A 16,590-nucleotide genomic window follows, 5' to 3' on the forward strand; every position below is an offset into this window, starting at 1 on the left:
GATCCGTCCGCTGGAGCTCAGGGGTGCATGACGATCTTTCCCACGTGTGCCCGGCGGGAGAGTTCCTCCTGCGCCTGGGCTGCCCGCTCCAGCGGGAAGGTCGCCGCGATGACGGGCTGGACCTCCGCCCGACGGGCCAGGTCCATGAGGAGGTCGAAGTGCGCGGGCGTGTGCATCGCGGACCCGATGACCTGGGCGTTGCGCAGGTAGAGACGGCGCACGTCGAAAGCCACCTCGTGTCCACCGAGTGCGCCGGCGATGACCCACCGGCCCCCTTCGCACAGCAGCGAAAGCCCCTTGCTCACCAGATCACCGGCCACGACGTCGAGTGCGACGTCGATGCCCTGCGGGGCGGCGGCCCGGACCTGCTCTGCGATGTCCCCCGCGCGGTCGACGACTGCGTGCGCGCCTGCTTCGCGCACCGCCTCGATCTTGGTTCCGCTGCTGATGGCGAGCACCTTCGCTCCCCGCGCACGGGCGATCTGCACCAGCGCGAGGCCGACGCCGCCCGACGCCCCCGAGACCAGGGCGGTCTCCCCCTTCCGCAGCCGGCCTCGCTCGATCATGCCCAGCGCGGTGCCGTAGGCGGTCGGCAGCGCCGCGAGCTGGTCGTCGGTGAGCGGCGAATCGGTCATGTCATGAACACGCTCTGCCGGCGCTGTCACGAACTCGGCGTAGCCACCGTCGCGTTCGCTCCCCATCAGTCCCACCGGGTTGGCGTCCGGCCCAGCGGTGTCGTAGGTCGCGGGGTCGACGACCACGCGGCGCCCCACCAGGCTCGCCTTCGCGCCGGTCCCGACGGCCACGACGCGGCCGGCCACATCGGCGCCCTGGATGCGCGGGAAGCCGATCGGGCCCCGCCAGCCCGACCGCGCATCCGGGTCTCCCGGAACGCCGTAGGCGCCCTCCCGGGTCCACAGGTCGGTGTTGTTCAGGGCTACGGCGCTGACCTTGACCAGCACCTCTCCGGCCCGCGGGGCAGGGACGGCCACCTCCGTCAGCCTCAGAACATCCGGTCCTCCGTGCCCTGTGATCCGCACCGCTCGCATGAACTGGGACGCACTCATCGCTGGGGCCTCCTGAAGGTATACTGATCGGTGAATATCGTCCACGGTACACCGATCAGTAAAGGGGCTCAGGGTGCAGGAGACGCGGCCCATGACGCCGGCAGGCCGACGCATCGTGGCGGCCGCGGAGGAGCTGTTCTACCACCGCGGAATCACAGCGGTCGGCGTGGATCTGATCGCTGAGCACTCCGGGGTGACCAAGCGGACCCTGTACAACCAGTTCGGCTCGAAAGACCACCTCGTGGCGACTTACCTCGCACACCGTGACCAGCGCTGGCGATCACTCGTCCGTGCCACCGTCGACGCCGGCGGAACTCCCGCGGAGAAGGTCACCGCACCCTTCGAGGCGCTACGGACCTGGAGCGGGACCAACACCCGCGGTTGCGCCTTCATCAACGCACTGGCCGAACTCCCGGACCCCTCGCACCCCGCGTACCGCATCGCGGCGAACCAGAAGCTCTGGTTGCTGGCGCTGTTCACCGAACTCGCCACCACGGCCGGCTGTTCGCGCCCGGCCACCCTCGCCACCCAACTCCTCGTGCTGCACGAGGGTGCTCTCGCCATGCAGCCCCTCTCGCTCGACAGCCTTCCCGAGAGCATCGACCTGGCACGAGCTCTGGTCGGAGCCGCCTTGGCACCCCGCCGATGATGGTGCGGGACGTGACTTGGCGGCACGGGCCACTGCCGGTGAAACCCCGGTCTTCGTGCACGGCGCGCTGTCGTTCGCACTGGGCAGCACGCTGGTCACGCGGGTCCTCCACGAGGCGGCGCAAGCTCCCACCACGGCCGGCCGGTATGCGACTGCCGCACTCGATGCAGGCGCCGCCGCCGGCCCTCTCATCGCCGAGACCACCCTCGGCACGAAGACCGGGGACCTCGGTCCGCTCTGGGCGAGCGGCCCTTGAACAGAACGCTCCCTTGAACATCGAAGGACGCCGAATGCTCGTGGAACGATCCACCGTGGGGCCCGATCGCTCACGTGGCCGCCGAGGCGGCCGCTTCCCGCGCCCGTCCGGCGCAGTGGCGAAGCAGACACGACAACACACACGGTGACGCCGGACCCGGGAGCACCAAGGCAGCCTCCGGGCCGCGCGCCTCCATCGACGCGCGGCCCGGAGCTGCCTGTGCGTCCTACACGCGCTCGAGCGGTCGGTGCGGCCCGGCGGGGAGCTCGGCCCGGACCTCGTCGCCGGGCCGCACGATCCCACCCGTCACGACGACGCCCATGATCCCTGCCTTGCGGACCACAGTGCCGTCGTCCGCCCGGCCGACGACCTGCTTGAGCAGTCCGTCCCGGAAGATGTCGATCTGCAGGCACGGATTCCGCAGCCCCGTCACCTCGACGACCGCCTCCTCTCCGAGCCGGAGCAGAGTCCCCACCGGAAGCGAGAGCAGATCGATCCCGCTGGTGGTGACGTTCTCCCCGAGATCGCCCGCGGTGACCTCGAACCCGGCATCCCGCAGCTCACCGAAGAGCTCCTGGTGGATGAAGTGGACCTGGCGCAGGTTGGGCTGCGTCGGGTCCTGCGCGACGCGCGAGCGGTGTCTGACCGTGACACCGGCGTGGACGTCACCCTCCACGCCGAGCCCGGCCAGCAGCGTGATGCTGTCCCTGTTCGGCTTGGTGAACGAGTACACGCCGTTGCTGCTCACTGCCGCGACCTTGGTCTTCAGCGTCCTATCTCCTTGCGGCCGATCCTGCGGAGCCTGCGCCTCTGCGACGGGTCGAGCATCAGGTAGCCCACGGTGGGCACCCCGATGAGCACCAGCAGCGACCACCAGAAACCGATGAACGGAATCAGGACGACTGCCGCGACGACTCCCCCGATGGCGATCTTTGCACCGTTCGACATGATCCGTGCCTCCTTCGCGGCCGGAGCCGCTCCTGATGTGTGAACGCGCGTGCGCGCCCGTCGGTTCCGGGTCCTGGACGCCCGTTCCGGCATCAGCGCAGTGGCTCTCCGACCTCGTGCATGTGCCGGAGGGCCTGCCGGTAGGACTCGACGAGACCGGTCTCCGCGTAGGGCATCCCGATGGACGCGCAGTGGGCCTTCACCAGGGGCTGGGCCAGTCGCAGGTGGGGACGGGGCATGCTCGGGAAGAGATGGTGCTCTATCTGGTAGTTGAGGCCGCCGAGGAACCAGTCCGTGAGGACGGCGCCGCGCACGTTGCGCGAGGTGAGGACCTGGCGCTGCAGGTGACCCCACCGGTCGCCGTCGGGGTCGGGCATCTCCATGCCCTTGTGGTTGGGGGCGAAGGCCATGCCGAGGTGGAGGCCGAAGAGCGCGTGGTGCACGAGGGCGAAGACGACGGCCTTGCCGGGGGACATCGTGCTCAGCAGCAGCGTGGCGTAGAGGGCGAGGTGGCCGGTGAGGAGGAGGCCGGAGAGGACGCGTTCGCGGACGGGCCGGCGCCGCAGGAACTGGAAGCCGTAGATCTTGAGGGCGATGCCTTCGAGCAGCAGCATCGGGAAGAAGAGGCGTGCCTGGTTACGGGTGAGCCACCGGGCGAGGCCCTCGCGCTGCGCGGCCTGCTTCTGGGTCCACACCAGGGCGCCGACACCGACGTCGGGGTCCTTGTCGACGTGGTTGGGGTTGGCGTGGTGGCGTACGTGTTTGTCGTTCCACCAGGCCTCGTTCATACCCAGGAGCAGGTTGGCGTGCACGAGTCCGATGATCCGGGCGGCCTTGCGGTCGCCGGATATCTGGGCGTGTCCCGCGTCGTGCCCGAAGAAGGCGGTACGGGTCCACAGGACAGCCAGCGGCAGGGCGAGAAACATGCTCCACCAGGTGTCACCGAGGAACACCATGCCGGTGGTCACCACACCGAGGGCGGCCAGGTTCGCGGCGATTCCCCTCGCGTACCAACCGGTCCGCCGTTCGAGGAGACCCTGCCCCTTGACGGTCTTGAGGAGTGGTGCGAAATCGCTGCCTGCGGCCTGCGGGACCGCCGGACCCTCAGATCCGTCTCGGGGGTGTGGCGCAACGGTGGCTGCTACCGCCTGGGGCATGACGTCTCCGGTTTCTGGGCATCTGCTCTGACCTGGCCAAACGTACGGAGAGCGGGCTCATGGCAGCTATGGCGCCATCACCCCGGCAGTGCGGGGGGAATCCCCCGTGTCCGGTGGTGGGGCGAGCTGTACCCCGAGCCTCAGAAGGCAGAGTCCGGTGAGTTGATCACTGTGCGTTTCTCCCGGAACGGGCCGTAGGTGGGGTACCCTCGGCGACCCCGGGCTCACTAGTCAATTTTGAGGAATTCGACATCGCTGTGCACAGGCTCCCTGCGGCAACACTCGACGAGATCGCTGAACTGTCCCGCTGCTCCGCAGTCTTCCTCCCCGCGGATCCTGCCCGTACCGGCCTGATCGCGTTCTGGAACCCGGACGGTAGCACCCCTCCCGGCGATCATGGCAGTCCTGAGGAACTGACGGTCGTCGGCAGTGACATCCGGCCTTACGCGGTACCGGCGTTGCTCGTGCCGGTGAGGGACGCGCTACCGGTCCTGACACGTGCGCGGGCCGGCGCCGATGCCTCGCCGTCGGCCGCGTTCTGGGGCGCCGCGGGCGTGCTCGCGCTCCAACTCGTCGCGCGCGGACTGCTGCTGCCGGGATTGAGCGCCACGGACCGCGACGCCTGGCGTGCCGGTCCCCTGACCGCGGACGACCTCGAACGGATCCGGGTGCTGGCGGCTTCGATGCCGCCTTCCGCGCACGCGGTTCCGCTGGACGCGGCAGCCGATCCGCTCCTGCTGCCCGAACCGGATTCGCTGCTGCGGGCGTTCGTCGACGCGGTGGTGGACGGGCTGCCACGGACCCCTGCGGCCGAACCCCTCGCGGGTACCCCGGCCTTCGCGGCGCGAGAGGTGCAGCACCTGCTCTCGCTGCGGCCGTGGGCGGCGGACGTGGCGGCCGGTCACGATGCCGGTGTACGCCTCTCGTTGCGGGTCGAGATCTCGGGGCTCGCCGAGGCGGAAGCCGGAGAGGGCGGTTCCGGCGAAGCACCGTCCTTCCGTGCCGTCCTGCAGATCCACAGCGTCCGGGATCCCTCGCTCGTCGCCGACGCGGCGGACGTATGGGCGGACCGCTCCCACGCCGCGTCACTTCTCGGCCCCCGCGCCCGGATGGACGCCCTGCTCGCCCTGCGCCGGGCGGCACGGGCGTGGCCGCCGCTGGCACCCCTTCTGTCCGCCGCGGTGCCGGACGCGGTCGAACCGGCGGACGAGGAGGTCACGGAGCTGCTGGGGCCGGCTGCCCGGGCGCTCGCCGCGACGGGCGTACAGGTGCACTGGCCGAGGGACCTGGAGCGGAAGCTCACCACCCGGGCGGTGATCGGCCCGGCGGAGGGCAGCGGGGTGACGGAGACGAGGCCCGGTACGGGAGCCGCGTCCTTCCTGTCGCCCGAGGCCCTGCTGGCGTTCGACTGGTGGTTCGCCCTGGGCGACCAGAAGGTGACCCGGGAGGAGTTGGACCGGCTCGCGGAGGCCGGCAGACCTCTGGTCAGACTGCGGGACCGGTGGATGCTCATCGACCCGGAGGAGGCCCGCCTCGCGGGGCGGATGCAGGACCGCAAGGTCACACCGGTCGACGCCCTGGGGGCGGTACTGACGGGGACCACGGACGTCGACGGGCGCCGGATCGAGGTGTCCGCGACGGGCTGGCTGGAACAACTGCGCGCGCGCATCGCGGACCCCGAGTCGTCGACGGCACAGGCGGTGGGACAGCCGACCGCGCTCGACGCCGACCTGCGCGACTACCAGCTGCGCGGCCTGAACTGGCTGGTGACGATGAGCTCGCTCGGCCTCGGCTGCTGCCTCGCCGACGACATGGGGCTCGGCAAGACCATCACGCTCATCGCGCTCCACCTGCACCGGCAGGAGACGGGATCGACCGCGGGGCCCACGCTCGTCGTCTGTCCCACCTCCCTGATGGGCAACTGGCAGCGGGAGATCGAGCGGTTCGCCCCGGGTACTCCGGTCCGGCGCTTCCACGGCCCTTCGCGCTCTCTGGACGGAGTCGCCGTCGGCGAGTTCGTCCTCACCACCTACGGCACCATGCGCCTCGATGCGGCGCGGCTGGCACAGGCATCCTGGGGCATGGTCGTCGCCGACGAGGCTCAGCACGTCAAGAACCCCCGTTCGGCGACCGCCAGGCAGCTCCGGACCATCAAAGGGGGTGCGCGCGTCGCGCTCACCGGGACCCCGGTGGAGAACAACCTGTCCGAGCTGTGGGCGATCCTCGACTGGACGACGCCGGGACTGCTCGGGAAGCTCGGTACGTTCCGCGACCGGTACGCGAGCGCGGTCGAGAGCGGGAACGACCCCGCGGCAGCCGAGAAACTCGCGACGTTGGTCCGGCCGTTCCTGCTGCGCCGCCGCAAGTCCGACCCGGGCATCGCCCCCGAGCTGCCCCCCAAGACGGAGACCGATCGCGCCGTGTCCCTCACACCGGAGCAGGCGGGGCTGTACGAGGCGGTGGTCCGCGAGACGCTCGCCGAGATCTCCGGGGCCGACGGCTTCGCGCGGCGCGGGCTGATCGTGAAGCTGCTGACCGCGCTCAAGCAGATCTGCAACCACCCCGCGCAGTACCTCAAGGAGGAGCGGCCCCGGATCGTGGACCGGTCCGGGAAGGTGGAGCTCCTCGACGAACTGCTCGACACGATCCTCTCCGAGGGAGCGAGCGTCCTGGTGTTCACCCAGTACGTCCGGATGGCCCGCCTGCTGGAACAGCATCTGGCCGCCAGGGGCGTACCGACCCAGTTCCTTCACGGGGGGACCCCGGTCGCCGAGCGTGAGGCCATGGTGAACCGCTTCCAGGCCGGCGCGGCACCGGTGTTCCTGCTGTCGCTCAAGGCCGCCGGTACGGGGCTCAACCTCACCCGGGCCGGTCATGTCGTGCACTTCGACCGATGGTGGAACCCGGCGGTCGAAGCGCAGGCCACCGACCGTGCGTACCGGATCGGGCAGACCCAGCCGGTACAGGTGCACAGGCTGATCGCCGAGGGGACGATCGAGGACCGGATCGCCGCCATGCTGGCCCGCAAGCAGGGACTCGCGGACGCGGTGCTCGGCGGCGGCGAGGCCACGCTGACGGAACTGACCGATGCCGAGCTCGCCGAACTGGTCGAGCTGCGAGGGGGCGCACGATGAACGAGAGCAACGACCCGGAGCGTACGTTCGCGGCGCTGCCGCCCGCGCAGGGCCGCGGTTTCGCCGCGTCCTGGTGGGGGCGGGCATGGCTGAAGGCGCTGGAGGACACGGCTCTGGACGGGGGGCAGCTCAAGAAAGGCCGCAGGCTGGCCCGGGAGGGACGGGTGGGCGCGGTGTCCGTGCGGCCCGGCCGGCTGACCGCAGTCGTACAGGACCGCGACTCGACGGCGTACCGGAGTGATGTGCTGCTCCAGGAGCTGGGCGACGAGGAATGGGACCGGTTCCTGGACATGGCCGCCGAGCGGTCCGGGCACATCGCGGCGCTGCTCGACCGCGAGATGCCGACGCACCTGGTGGAGGACGCGGCCGCTGCCGGGGTGGACCTGCTGCCGGGCATCGGCGACCTGGACCCGGAGTGCGGCTGCGAGGCCTGGGACCACTGCCCGCATTCGGCTGCCCTGTGCTACCAGGTGGCACGGCTCCTGGATGAGGACCCCTTCGTGCTGCTGCTCCTGCGGGGGCGTGGCGAGCGGCGGCTGCTCGACGACCTGCAGGCCCGGAGCGTGGCGTGCGCGGTCGGCGCGGCCGGGCCCGGGACGGACCCGGAGGAACGCACCGGCGGGCCGGTGCAAGGGGTGCGCGCCGACGAGGTCTTCGCTGCGCGCGACATCCTGCCGCCTCTTCCCCCGCCACCGGGTGTGCCGGAGGAGCCGGGTACGCCACCGTCGCTGGACACCGAGACGGCGCCTGGCGGGGGCATCGATCCGGCCGCACTGGGATTCCTGGCGGCGGACAGTGCCGCACGGGCCTTCGCCATGCTGGCGGACGCCCTTGCCGAAGGCCATGCGCTCCGTCCTCCCGTGGCGGAGCTGACTCTCGGTGAGGACGCCGTGCGCCTGGCAGCCGAGGGCCCGCCCGCCGCACCTCCGATGCGGGAGCGTCTCGCGTCCGCCGCGGGCAGGCCGGCGTCCGGACTCGACGACGCCGTGCGGGCGTGGCACTACGGCGGGAGCGCGGCCCTGGCGGTCCACGACGAGGAGTGGCGGCCCGGTCCGGAGGACCTGGCGCGGGCCGAGGTACAGCTCGCGGCGGCATGGGAGGAGGGCGGGGTTCCACGCTTCCGCACCGTGAACAACCGCTGGACCGTGCAGGGTTCAGGTGCGCAACTGCGTTACGGACGTGACGGTCGCTGGTGGCCGTACGGCAAGGTGCGGGGCCGGTGGGTACCGGCGGGCCCCGCGGACACGGATCCCGCCGCCGCCCTGGCAGCCGTGGCTTCCGACTGAGCCCCTGCCGCACGCGTGGTCGCGTCGTCCCGGTACGGGGAACCGTGGGCCGGGGCGGCGCGTCCTTCAGCCGTACACCATGATCAGGTTCCACCCACAGGAGTGCCGATGCAGCGCAGAAGGATCCTTCAGGGCGCCGCGGTCGCGGCCACGGCGGCACTCCTCCCGGCGTCGGTCCGCGCGGGAGCGGCGCCGACCGCGGTCACGGACTACCCACAGGCGCAGTGGTTTCCCGCGTCCCCGGCCAACCGCACGTCCGCGAACAGGCCTTCGGACCATCCGGTCGACCGGATCGTCATCCATGTCGCCCAGCAGGCGTTCACCGAGACCGTCGGCATCTTCGAGGGTCCGGCCCAGCGGGTGTCCGCCCACTACGTGGTGCGTTCGGGGGACGGCTTCGTAGCCCAGTGCGTGCGCGAGCGGGACATCGCCTGGCACGCGGGCAACTGGGACTACAACACCCGCAGCATCGGCATCGAGCACGAGGGCTGGGTGGACCAGCCCTCGTACTTCACTCCCACGATGTACGAGCGGTCGGCGCGCCTGACCGCGGACATCTGCGACCGATACGGCCTGCCCAAGGACCGCGCGCACATCATCGGCCATGACGAAGTACCGGGCAGCGACCACACGGATCCGGGTGCCCACTGGGACTGGGGGCGCTACATCCGCCTCGTCAACCTGGCATCCGGAGTCCGCTGACGGCAGCCGGGCCGGACCCGGTCGTTCCGCCGATCACGCATCGACGTGTCGCTTCCCCCGGCGGAATCCGGGGGCTACGGCGCGCTATCCAGGTGAAGGGGGCCCGTCGCCCCCGTCCGTCTTCCGCGTCGGCGGTCCCTCGCGGACGCCCCCTGCCGCACCGCCCCCGGGGCCCGCGCCCGACGCGCCTTCCTCCACCGCCGTACCGGCCTCTTCCGCCATCGGCGGCCCCATGGCCCCGCCGCCCCGCAGGCGTTCGAGGTCGGAGCTACGCACCTGGATGACCAGCAGGGCGATCAGCGCGGCGACGGCCGAGAAGACGGCGGCGACCACGAAGGCCTGGGAGACGCCCGACGCGAGAACCTGGTCCCCCCAGGGCGAAGGGAGTTCACCCGTCCTGCGGAACTGCAGTTGCTGGGCGGGAGTCGACTCGGCGAGGAAGCTGGGGATCTGATCCTTGGCCTCGTTGCGGCTGGCGGTGCCGAACACGGTGACCAGGATGGAGAGCCCCAGCGATCCGCCCACCTGCTGGGTGGCGTTGAGGACTCCGGAGGCGGCTCCGGCCTCTCTGGGCGCCACGCCGGAGACCGCCATCAGCGTGAGCGACACGAACTGCATGCCCATGCCGAAACCGAAGACCAGCAGGGGCCCGAGGATGCTCCCCAGGTAGGTGCTGTCGACGTCCGTCAGCGTGAGCCACCCCAGTCCCGCCGCCGCGAAGACCGCACCCACCACCAGGAAGGGCTTGGGGCCCCACTTCGGCAGCAGCTGCGAGGCGATTCCCGCACTGATGGCGATGATCACACTCACCGGCAGGAACGCCAGTCCCGCCTGGAGCGGGCTGAAGTCGAGGATGTTCTGCACGAAGAGGGTCAGGAAGAAGAACATCCCGAAGATCGCCGCGGAAAGGCTGAGCATCATGCCGTAGGTGCCGGCGCGATTGCGGTCGCGGAACATGTGCAGGGGTGTGATCGGCTGTCTCGACCGGCTCTCCACCGCCAGGAAGACCCCGAGGAACACCACGGCGCCCACGAAGGCCCCGATGGTCAGCGAGTCGGTCCAGCCGTCCTCCGACGCCCGGATGAACCCGTACACGAGCAGCACCATGCCGAGCGTGGAGGTGAGCGCGCCGAGGAGGTCGAAGTGACCCGGGTGGCGTTCGGACTCCTTGATGTAACGAGGCGTCGCGAACGCGATCAGCAGGCCGATGGGGACGTTGACGAAGAAGACCCACCGCCAGTCGAGCCACTCCACGAGCACGCCGCCTGCGAGCAGCCCGATGGCGCTCCCGCCGGCCGAGACCGCCGCGAACACCCCGAACGCCCGGTTGCGCTCGGGCCCTTCGCGGAAAGTCGTGGTGATGAGGGAGAGGGCCGTCGGTGAGGCGATCGCGCCTCCCACGCCCTGCAGTGCGCGCGCGGCGAGCAGTTGCCAGGCGTCCTGCGAAAGGCCGCCGAGGAGCGACGCCAGCACGAACAGGAGGACACCGAAGATGAAGACCCTGCGGCGGCCGAGGATGTCGCCCAGCCGTCCGCCGAGCAGGAGCAGCCCGCCGAAGGTAAGGGTGTACGCGTTCACGACCCACGAGAGGTTCTCGGTCGAGAAGCCGAGCGAACTCTGGATATGGGGCAGAGCGATGTTCACGATGGTGATGTCGAGAACAACCATCAGCTGACAGGAGGCAATGACGAGCAGCGCAATTCCGTTGCCGTGTCCCCGCTTCGGGGATTCGGCGACGGTCGCGGAATTCGATCCGGGATTTGTCATAGCGCTCCGTGCCATACGAGTCGGCATTGCTCGGAATCGTTCACTCGTTGACGTTAAAACGGGCCGGACAGGTCCGCCAATCGAACGCAGACGGGGCCCTGACCTGTCGTCACAGGTCGGTCGGAGTCCTCGGGGGTGATCACCTGCCCGCCACGAGGTCAGTCGCGGGGCAGCAGCGTACCCAGCGGACCGAGGTCGAGGTTGAGATCCTCCGGGCGCACCCCGTGCTGCTCACAGAGCTCGGCCATTCGCTGGTCGAGCATCATGAGCGTGGTCCCGATCTCGTCCACCTGGCTCTCGGACAGGTCGCCCTGGTCGATCCGGCGGATCGCCTGCCGTTCCATGAGCTGCCGCAGCAGCTCGACCACGGTCAGCACGAGCGCCACGAGGTCCCTGCCGAGCCGGTCGGAGTCGACGTCGATCCGTGAGTCCGTCACAACGGCCCTCCGTCCGCCCACGGCGCGGGCACGCGTTCGTTCACGGAGGAGAGCAGGGCATGCAGGGAGAGCCGTACCAGCGGCACGTCCGCGATCGCGATGACCAGGTCACCGCTGATCACGACGCCTGTCGCCAGCACCCGGTCGAGCAGGTCGACCAGTGGCACCCCGATGGGTCCGCTCAGCGGTTCGGGGTTGTCCCAGGGCACCACGCCGTGCGACATCCCTACACCTCACCGACGAAGGAGTACGGCACCCAGGGTCCTGAGACCTCGATCCGGGCACCGGTGGCCTCGCGCAGGGCCCGGGCGAGCCGGTGGAGCTCGGCGAACCGGTGCTCTTCGACCAGGTAGGTGGCGTTGAGGACCTGGACCCGGCCGCTCTCCGTGAGCTCCGGAGCATGCAACCTCAGCCGGCGCCCCGCGGTGGCGACGCCGTGGAACGCGGCGTCCACCGATTCGGCGAGACGGAGGGATTCCTCGTGGCGCTGTTCGCGCTGTGCCTGCACGCCGCGCTTGCGTTCCAGATAGGCGAGGCCGGCCCCGGGCGCCGGGCGGCCCCGCCCTCCCGGAACCGCCGCGTCTCGCGGAGCGGCATCGGCAGCTGCCGGGAGAACTGGCGCATAGACCTTCACACCCCATTCGGAGCGACCGGCCGTGCGTTCCAGGGCAGTCCGGAAGCGAGGGGTCTCGGCTACCAGTGCGTCCCGGGCCCGTTCCTCGTCGTGGTACAGGGTGGCCAGCGGAAGCGGGACGGTCGGACAGGAGGCAGCGGCCGCCGAAACCACCTGGTGATGAGCGCGCGCGTACTGTTCGAGCTCGGCATGGTCGGACATCCGAGCCTGCCACACCTCGTCCGTGAAGTCCGCGGCCCGGACGTCCTGGACGACCGCGGCCAGCGCGCCGAAGCGCATCTGACGCAGAGGGCCGCCCCCGGCGACACCCGGCAGGCCGGCGAGGCCGTCCGCAGCCGGGGAATCGCACACCGCGAATACGTAAAGGGCACTGTCGTCCGATGCTTTGGCGTCGTCCGAGGTCAGGCTGTCGTCCGTGGGTTCGGGACCCCGATCCGTCATGTGGCTCTCTTCTCCTTGCTCATCGGTCGCCGGCCGGCATCTCGTCCTGCTTCGATTCGAGAGCTTCCAGCCGCTCACGCAATTCACGGTTCTCGTCTTCGAGAGAGTCGCGAGCGGCGCGCGAACTCAGCGCCGGATCCGTCTCCCACCAGTCGATTCCCGCCTTCTTCGCGGTGTCCACGGAAGCGACGAAGAGGCGGAGCCGGATGGTGAGCAGCTCGATGTCCAGAAGGTCGATCTTGATGTCGCCCGCGATGACGATGCCCTTGTCGAGGACCCGTTCGAGGATGTCGGCGAGATTGGTGTTCGGAGGCCCCGGGATGGCGTAGGCATCCCGTCCGACGTCGAGGTCGGTCACCGCGACGCCCTCCGCCCGCGCCGCTTACCGGGAGCGCTGTCCTCTTCTTCCTCCTCCGGCTCCTCCTCGTCTTCGTCCTCTTCCTCGTCTTCGTCTTCTTCCTCCTCGGGCTCCTCCTCGTACTCCGCGTCGTCCTCCTCTTCGTCCTCCTCCCCGGGCTCCTCCTCGTCCTCGTACTCCGAGTCCTCGTCCTCGGGTTCGGAGTCGTCCGATTCGGTGTCCTCGTTCTCCGCCTCTTCCTCCTCCATGGCCTCTTCGTGCGACTGCACGACCTCACCCTCGCGGATCTCACCGCGCCAGCCCTCGGGCTCTTCGTCGGTGAGCGTCACGAACCGCTGGAAGTGCTTGAAGTCGAGTCGCATACGACGGCCCTGCACACGCCACAGGTTGCCGGTCTTCTCGAAGAATCCGGAGGGGTAGTACTCCACCACCAGGACGATCCGGGTCAGGCTCGGTGCGAGTTCATGGAAGCTCACACAGCCGCGCGTGGAGCCCTTGGATCCCTCGGACGTCCACACGATGCGGTCGTCGGGCACCTGTTCCTGGACCGTCGCCTTGAAGCTGCGCGAGGAGGGGCCGATCTTGACCTTCCAGTCGCTCTCCATCTCCTCGCCCATGGAGACCGACTGAACGCCCTTGGTGAAGCTGCCGAACTTGTCGTACCGCGTCCAGTGGTCGTAGGCGGTTCGCAGGGGCACACCGACGTCGAGGAACTCGACGATGTTCATGGACTTACCGCCGCCGGACTGGGTCTTGCCCTTGCCCCCGCCGAACGCGTCCTTCGCCTTGCCCACGATGTTGTCCTTGACGCTCCCGGCCTTGTCGGCGACGAATGCCTTCACCGGTGATTCGCCCTTGAGGACCCGGGAGGCAACCGAAGGCAGGGAGCCGCCGTTCTCGGCCATGTCGGTGAGCTGGCCCGTGAGGCCGGTCAGTTTGTCGCCCGCCTTCTGCGCCAGCTTCTCCGTCTGCGCACCGAGGAAGTTCGTGAACTCCCCGCGGAGGCGGTCCATGCCCGACTCTTCCGCCTCGGGCTCTTCCTTGTCCGTCCTGGCCATGGCTGCCTACCTCCGCCGTCCGCCGCGGGACGCGGCTCGCTTCGATGACGATGTCTTCTTGGCTGAAGTGGTCTTCTTGCTTGCAGCCTTCTTCGCGGGAGCCGCCTTCTTCGCGGCAGGCTTCTTGGCAGCCTTCTTCGCGGGGGCCGACTTCTTCGCAGCCGTCCCCTTCGCCGGTGCCTTCTTGCCGGTGGCCTTCTTCGCGGGGGCGGACTTCTTCCCGGCCGTCCTCTTCGCAGGTGCGGCCTTCTTCGCGGGGGCCGACTTCTTCGCGGGGGCCGACTTCTTCGCAGCCGCCCTCCTGGGGCTCCCGCGTCGCTTGCTCGGTGCCGGCTCCTCCGGCTCCTCGGGCTCTTCTTCTTCCTCCTCCGGCTCTTCTTCTTCCTCCTCCTCGGGCTCCTCTTCCTCCTCTTCCTCCTCCTCGTCGTACTCCTCGTCCTCGGGCTCCTCCTCCTCCTCTTCCTCCTCCTCGGGCTCGCCCTCTTCCTCGTCCCCGGGCTCGCCCTCTTCCTCCTCGTACTCCTCGTACTCCTCGCCCTCGTCTTCCTCGTCGCCCCGCTCGCCGAGCCGCGCCGTCCGGTCGCTGAGCGCATCGGCCAGCGAGTTCATGCCACGGTCCGCTGCCGCTGTGAGCGCCTTCTTGCCGGACTCGAGCACGTCGCCGCGCAACTGTTCCTGGAGCTCGGCGAACTGTGGCACCTCGCTCAGCCTGCGCACGCCCTCCGCGGCGAGTTGGCGCGGCTCCAGGCCGAAACGCCTGCCCGCCAGATAGGTCGCGATGGAGAGCGCGAGCCGGCCCTTCTTGGTACGGCCGAGTACGTACCCGCCCACCAGGGCTGCCGCGAGTGTGGCCTTCGTCTGGTCTTCCATGAGTAAGTCACCTTCGATGGTTCGGCGCGGAGCGGGCTCGTGCGGCGTGCAGCCGGTCGAGCAGCTTCTCCTCTTCCCGTTCGAACTCCTCCAGGCTGATACCGCCGTCCTCCAAATCCTGGTTGAGAGCGGCAAGTTGCGCCCGGATGATGCCCGGGTCGTGCAACTCGCGGTCAGCTGCTTCGTTCACCCTCTCGGCGACCCAGACCACACCTCGGACCGGTGCCAGCGGCAGCAGCAGGAGGCCGGAGACCAGCCCCATGTCAGACCCCCACCGCTGGGGCTCGCGGGGCGCGGGAGGGGACGAAGCTGTAGCAGGGCAGCGGCCCCGCGACACGGATATCGACGCGCTGACGGTGTGCGTCCGCGAACCGCCGCACGGTCGCCCCGAAGGTGTCGCTGTCACTCCGGTCCACGAGGAAGGACACGTTCAGGACGCACCCGTGCACCTCCGGGCCGGGGGCCGTCGCACGGGCCGTGGAGGTGAGCTCGCGCACCAGTTTCGTTCCCGCCTCCGATGCCCTGCGTGACAGGGCGGCGGCCACCGCCTCGCCCAGCCGGACGTTCGCCTCGTAACCCGGGCGCCTGCGGACTTCCTCACGCAGTCGCCGCACCGTCTTGTCCTCGGCCACCACCGCTGCCAACGCGTCCCGCGCGGGCAGCGCCTTGAGGTTGAACTCGCCCCCGCCGGCGAGATGCGCGAGTGTCGCCAAGTGCTCCGACTGCGAGCCACCCAGCGAATGCCGCAGGGAGTCCTCGTCCGGCGCGATCACTCCGAACCGCATGGGCAGGACCGGGCCGGAGTCGGAGAGCCGCAACAGCAGTTCCTGGTGGGCCATCAAGTCTCTTCTCCGGGCGCGAAGTTGGGGTGGCGCGTCGCTCACGACAGCCCGGACCTTCCCTGCTCCGACAAGCCGCAAGGCTGCCGGTGGGCCGCCCACTCCGGCCGCGCCGGGCGGGAGCGCGGTACCTGCGGGGACGATCGCGTATACGTACACACCGCTGGACGTCACGACTCACGCCTCCGCACGCCGGCGCCGGCTCGAACTGTCGCGTGCGGGTGCCCGGCGCTTCCTCGGACGCTCCTCCTGCGTGTCGTCGTCCTCGTCGTCACCGCTCCCGACCGCCTTGCGCACCGAGTCGCCCACGGACTCCGCCGCCTTGCGGACCTTGCGCTTGCCGACGGACTTGGCCACGCCTCCACCGAGCAGCTCGGGGATGGTGGTGCTGCCCGAGTCACGCTCCAGGTCGAGCCGGTTGCACGCCTCGGCGAAGCGCAGGTAGGTGTCCACGCTCGCGACCACGATGCGCGCGTCAATCTTGAGGATCTCGATGCCGACCAGCGACACCCTGATGAACACGTCGATGACCATGCCTCGGTCGAGGATGAGTTCGAGGACGTCGTACAGGGTGCCGGCCCTCGGCGGGCACGGGGCGACTTCGTCGGCGTACATGGTGGTCATGTGGCGTCCTTCCGGGTGAGGGGCGAAACGGGTCACTCGTCGGCGGAGCCCCGCCTGTAACGGCGGACCCTGCTGTATTCCATGAGCTCGCCCCGTTCATCGATCTGCACCTCGTAGGAGGCCAGCAGACTCGTCGTGTCCGGGATGCGGGGTACTTCGAGTACGTCGACGACCACGCACCATCCGTCGTCGTTCCTGCGTACGGCCGAGACACCCTCGGCGGTGTGGGAGATCAGCCGTTCCAGGCTCTCGCAAGCGGCACGGGCGGCATGTTCGGGACCTCGCCGGGACGAAGTGCGGGGGGCTGCCGTTTTCGCTGGGCTCCCGGAGCGGGCGCGACGATTCTCTGCCATGGGATCCAGT

19 protein-coding genes and 1 pseudogene are annotated in these 16,590 nt (G+C 69.8%); 5 read left to right on the forward strand and 15 right to left on the reverse strand.

All coding sequences use genetic code 11. The features are described 5' to 3' along the window. Positions 1–17: 17 nt before the first annotated feature. Positions 18–1,067: a zinc-binding dehydrogenase gene (locus OG206_RS02645; protein ID WP_327111748.1), complete on the reverse strand. Its 1,050-nt coding sequence runs from the start codon at positions 1,065–1,067 to the stop codon at positions 18–20. A 91-nt stretch (positions 1,068–1,158) separates the two neighbouring features. Between OG206_RS02645 and OG206_RS02650 the strand changes: the two genes are divergently transcribed. Together OG206_RS02650 and OG206_RS02655 are read left to right on the forward strand one after the other, a co-directional pair. Then, positions 1,159–1,716, forward strand: coding sequence for a TetR/AcrR family transcriptional regulator (locus OG206_RS02650; RefSeq protein ID WP_327111750.1), 558 nt, complete (start codon positions 1,159–1,161; stop codon positions 1,714–1,716). Positions 1,717–1,732: 16 nt separating this feature from the next. After that, positions 1,733–1,966, forward strand: a pseudogene (locus OG206_RS02655) (chloramphenicol efflux MFS transporter); the annotation flags it as partial. Between the two features lie 232 nt (positions 1,967–2,198). Here OG206_RS02655 and OG206_RS02660 read toward each other — a convergent pair. The 3 genes from OG206_RS02660 to OG206_RS02670 form a co-directional block, all read right to left on the reverse strand. After that, a complete protein-coding gene (locus OG206_RS02660; RefSeq protein ID WP_327111751.1) occupies positions 2,199–2,720 on the reverse strand; it encodes an MOSC domain-containing protein in 522 nt (173 codons plus the stop codon). 17 nt (positions 2,721–2,737) lie between these two features. Then, on the reverse strand, positions 2,738–2,920 hold the full coding sequence (locus OG206_RS02665; RefSeq protein WP_327111752.1) for a hypothetical protein: 183 nt from the start codon (positions 2,918–2,920) through the stop codon (positions 2,738–2,740). Between the two features lie 92 nt (positions 2,921–3,012). Further along, positions 3,013–4,077 (reverse strand): fatty acid desaturase family protein, encoded by a 1,065-nt coding sequence (locus OG206_RS02670; protein ID WP_327111753.1) that lies wholly within the window; start codon positions 4,075–4,077, stop codon positions 3,013–3,015. A gap of 257 nt (positions 4,078–4,334) precedes the next feature. Here OG206_RS02670 and OG206_RS02675 point away from each other — a divergent pair, with 257 nt between their 5' ends. The 3 genes from OG206_RS02675 to OG206_RS02685 all read left to right on the forward strand — a co-directional run bounded on the left by OG206_RS02675 (position 4,335) and on the right by OG206_RS02685 (position 9,199). Further along, entirely contained in the window at positions 4,335–7,211 is a 2,877-nt protein-coding gene (locus OG206_RS02675) for a DEAD/DEAH box helicase (RefSeq protein WP_327111755.1), read from the forward strand. Next, on the forward strand, positions 7,208–8,497 hold the full coding sequence (locus OG206_RS02680; protein ID WP_327111757.1) for an SWIM zinc finger family protein: 1,290 nt from the start codon (positions 7,208–7,210) through the stop codon (positions 8,495–8,497). Before OG206_RS02675 ends, OG206_RS02680 begins: the two co-directional genes overlap by 4 nt. A 108-nt stretch (positions 8,498–8,605) precedes the next feature. After that, the gene (locus OG206_RS02685) at positions 8,606–9,199 is read left to right on the forward strand and encodes an N-acetylmuramoyl-L-alanine amidase (RefSeq protein ID WP_327111759.1); all 594 of its coding nucleotides are present in this window, start codon (positions 8,606–8,608) and stop codon (positions 9,197–9,199) included. A gap of 84 nt (positions 9,200–9,283) precedes the next feature. Here OG206_RS02685 and OG206_RS02690 read toward each other — a convergent pair whose 3' ends face one another. The 11 genes from OG206_RS02690 to OG206_RS02740 all read right to left on the reverse strand — a co-directional run bounded on the left by OG206_RS02690 (position 9,284) and on the right by OG206_RS02740 (position 16,580). Further along, a complete protein-coding gene (locus tag OG206_RS02690; protein WP_327111761.1) occupies positions 9,284–10,966 on the reverse strand; it encodes an MFS transporter in 1,683 nt (560 codons plus the stop codon). A 158-nt stretch (positions 10,967–11,124) separates the two neighbouring features. After that, on the reverse strand, positions 11,125–11,403 hold the full coding sequence (locus OG206_RS02695; RefSeq protein WP_327111762.1) for a gas vesicle protein K: 279 nt from the start codon (positions 11,401–11,403) through the stop codon (positions 11,125–11,127). Further along, a complete protein-coding gene (locus OG206_RS02700; protein WP_327111763.1) occupies positions 11,400–11,627 on the reverse strand; it encodes a gas vesicle protein in 228 nt (75 codons plus the stop codon). The genes OG206_RS02695 and OG206_RS02700 overlap by 4 nt, the downstream gene beginning before the upstream one ends. A 2-nt stretch (positions 11,628–11,629) precedes the next feature. Beyond that, positions 11,630–12,478, reverse strand: a complete 849-nt coding sequence (locus OG206_RS02705) for a GvpL/GvpF family gas vesicle protein (RefSeq protein WP_327111764.1) — start codon at positions 12,476–12,478, stop codon at positions 11,630–11,632. 19 nt (positions 12,479–12,497) lie between these two features. Continuing rightward, complete coding sequence (locus OG206_RS02710) at positions 12,498–12,836, reverse strand: gas vesicle protein (RefSeq protein WP_327111765.1); 339 nt, start codon at positions 12,834–12,836, stop codon at positions 12,498–12,500. Beyond that, positions 12,833–13,894 (reverse strand): SRPBCC family protein, encoded by a 1,062-nt coding sequence (locus OG206_RS02715; protein WP_327111766.1) that lies wholly within the window; start codon positions 13,892–13,894, stop codon positions 12,833–12,835. The genes OG206_RS02710 and OG206_RS02715 overlap by 4 nt, the downstream gene beginning before the upstream one ends. A 6-nt stretch (positions 13,895–13,900) precedes the next feature. Continuing rightward, positions 13,901–14,764 carry a histone protein gene (locus OG206_RS02720; protein WP_327111767.1) on the reverse strand — a complete coding sequence of 288 codons (864 nt, stop codon included), beginning with the start codon at positions 14,762–14,764 and terminating at the stop codon, positions 13,901–13,903. A gap of 7 nt (positions 14,765–14,771) precedes the next feature. Continuing rightward, complete coding sequence (locus OG206_RS02725) at positions 14,772–15,026, reverse strand: gas vesicle protein GvpG (RefSeq protein WP_327111768.1); 255 nt, start codon at positions 15,024–15,026, stop codon at positions 14,772–14,774. Position 15,027: 1 nt separating this feature from the next. Continuing rightward, positions 15,028–15,777, reverse strand: a complete 750-nt coding sequence (locus OG206_RS02730; protein WP_327111769.1) for a GvpL/GvpF family gas vesicle protein — start codon at positions 15,775–15,777, stop codon at positions 15,028–15,030. Positions 15,778–15,780: 3 nt separating this feature from the next. Next, positions 15,781–16,227 (reverse strand): gas vesicle protein GvpJ, encoded by a 447-nt coding sequence (gvpJ, locus tag OG206_RS02735; protein ID WP_327111770.1) that lies wholly within the window; start codon positions 16,225–16,227, stop codon positions 15,781–15,783. Between the two features lie 32 nt (positions 16,228–16,259). Beyond that, positions 16,260–16,580, reverse strand: a complete 321-nt coding sequence (locus OG206_RS02740; RefSeq protein WP_327111771.1) for a gas vesicle protein GvpO — start codon at positions 16,578–16,580, stop codon at positions 16,260–16,262. Positions 16,581–16,590: the final 10 nt, after the last annotated feature.

This window comes from Streptomyces sp. NBC_01341 (assembly GCF_035946055.1).
Lineage (GTDB): Bacteria > Actinomycetota > Actinomycetes > Streptomycetales > Streptomycetaceae > Streptomyces.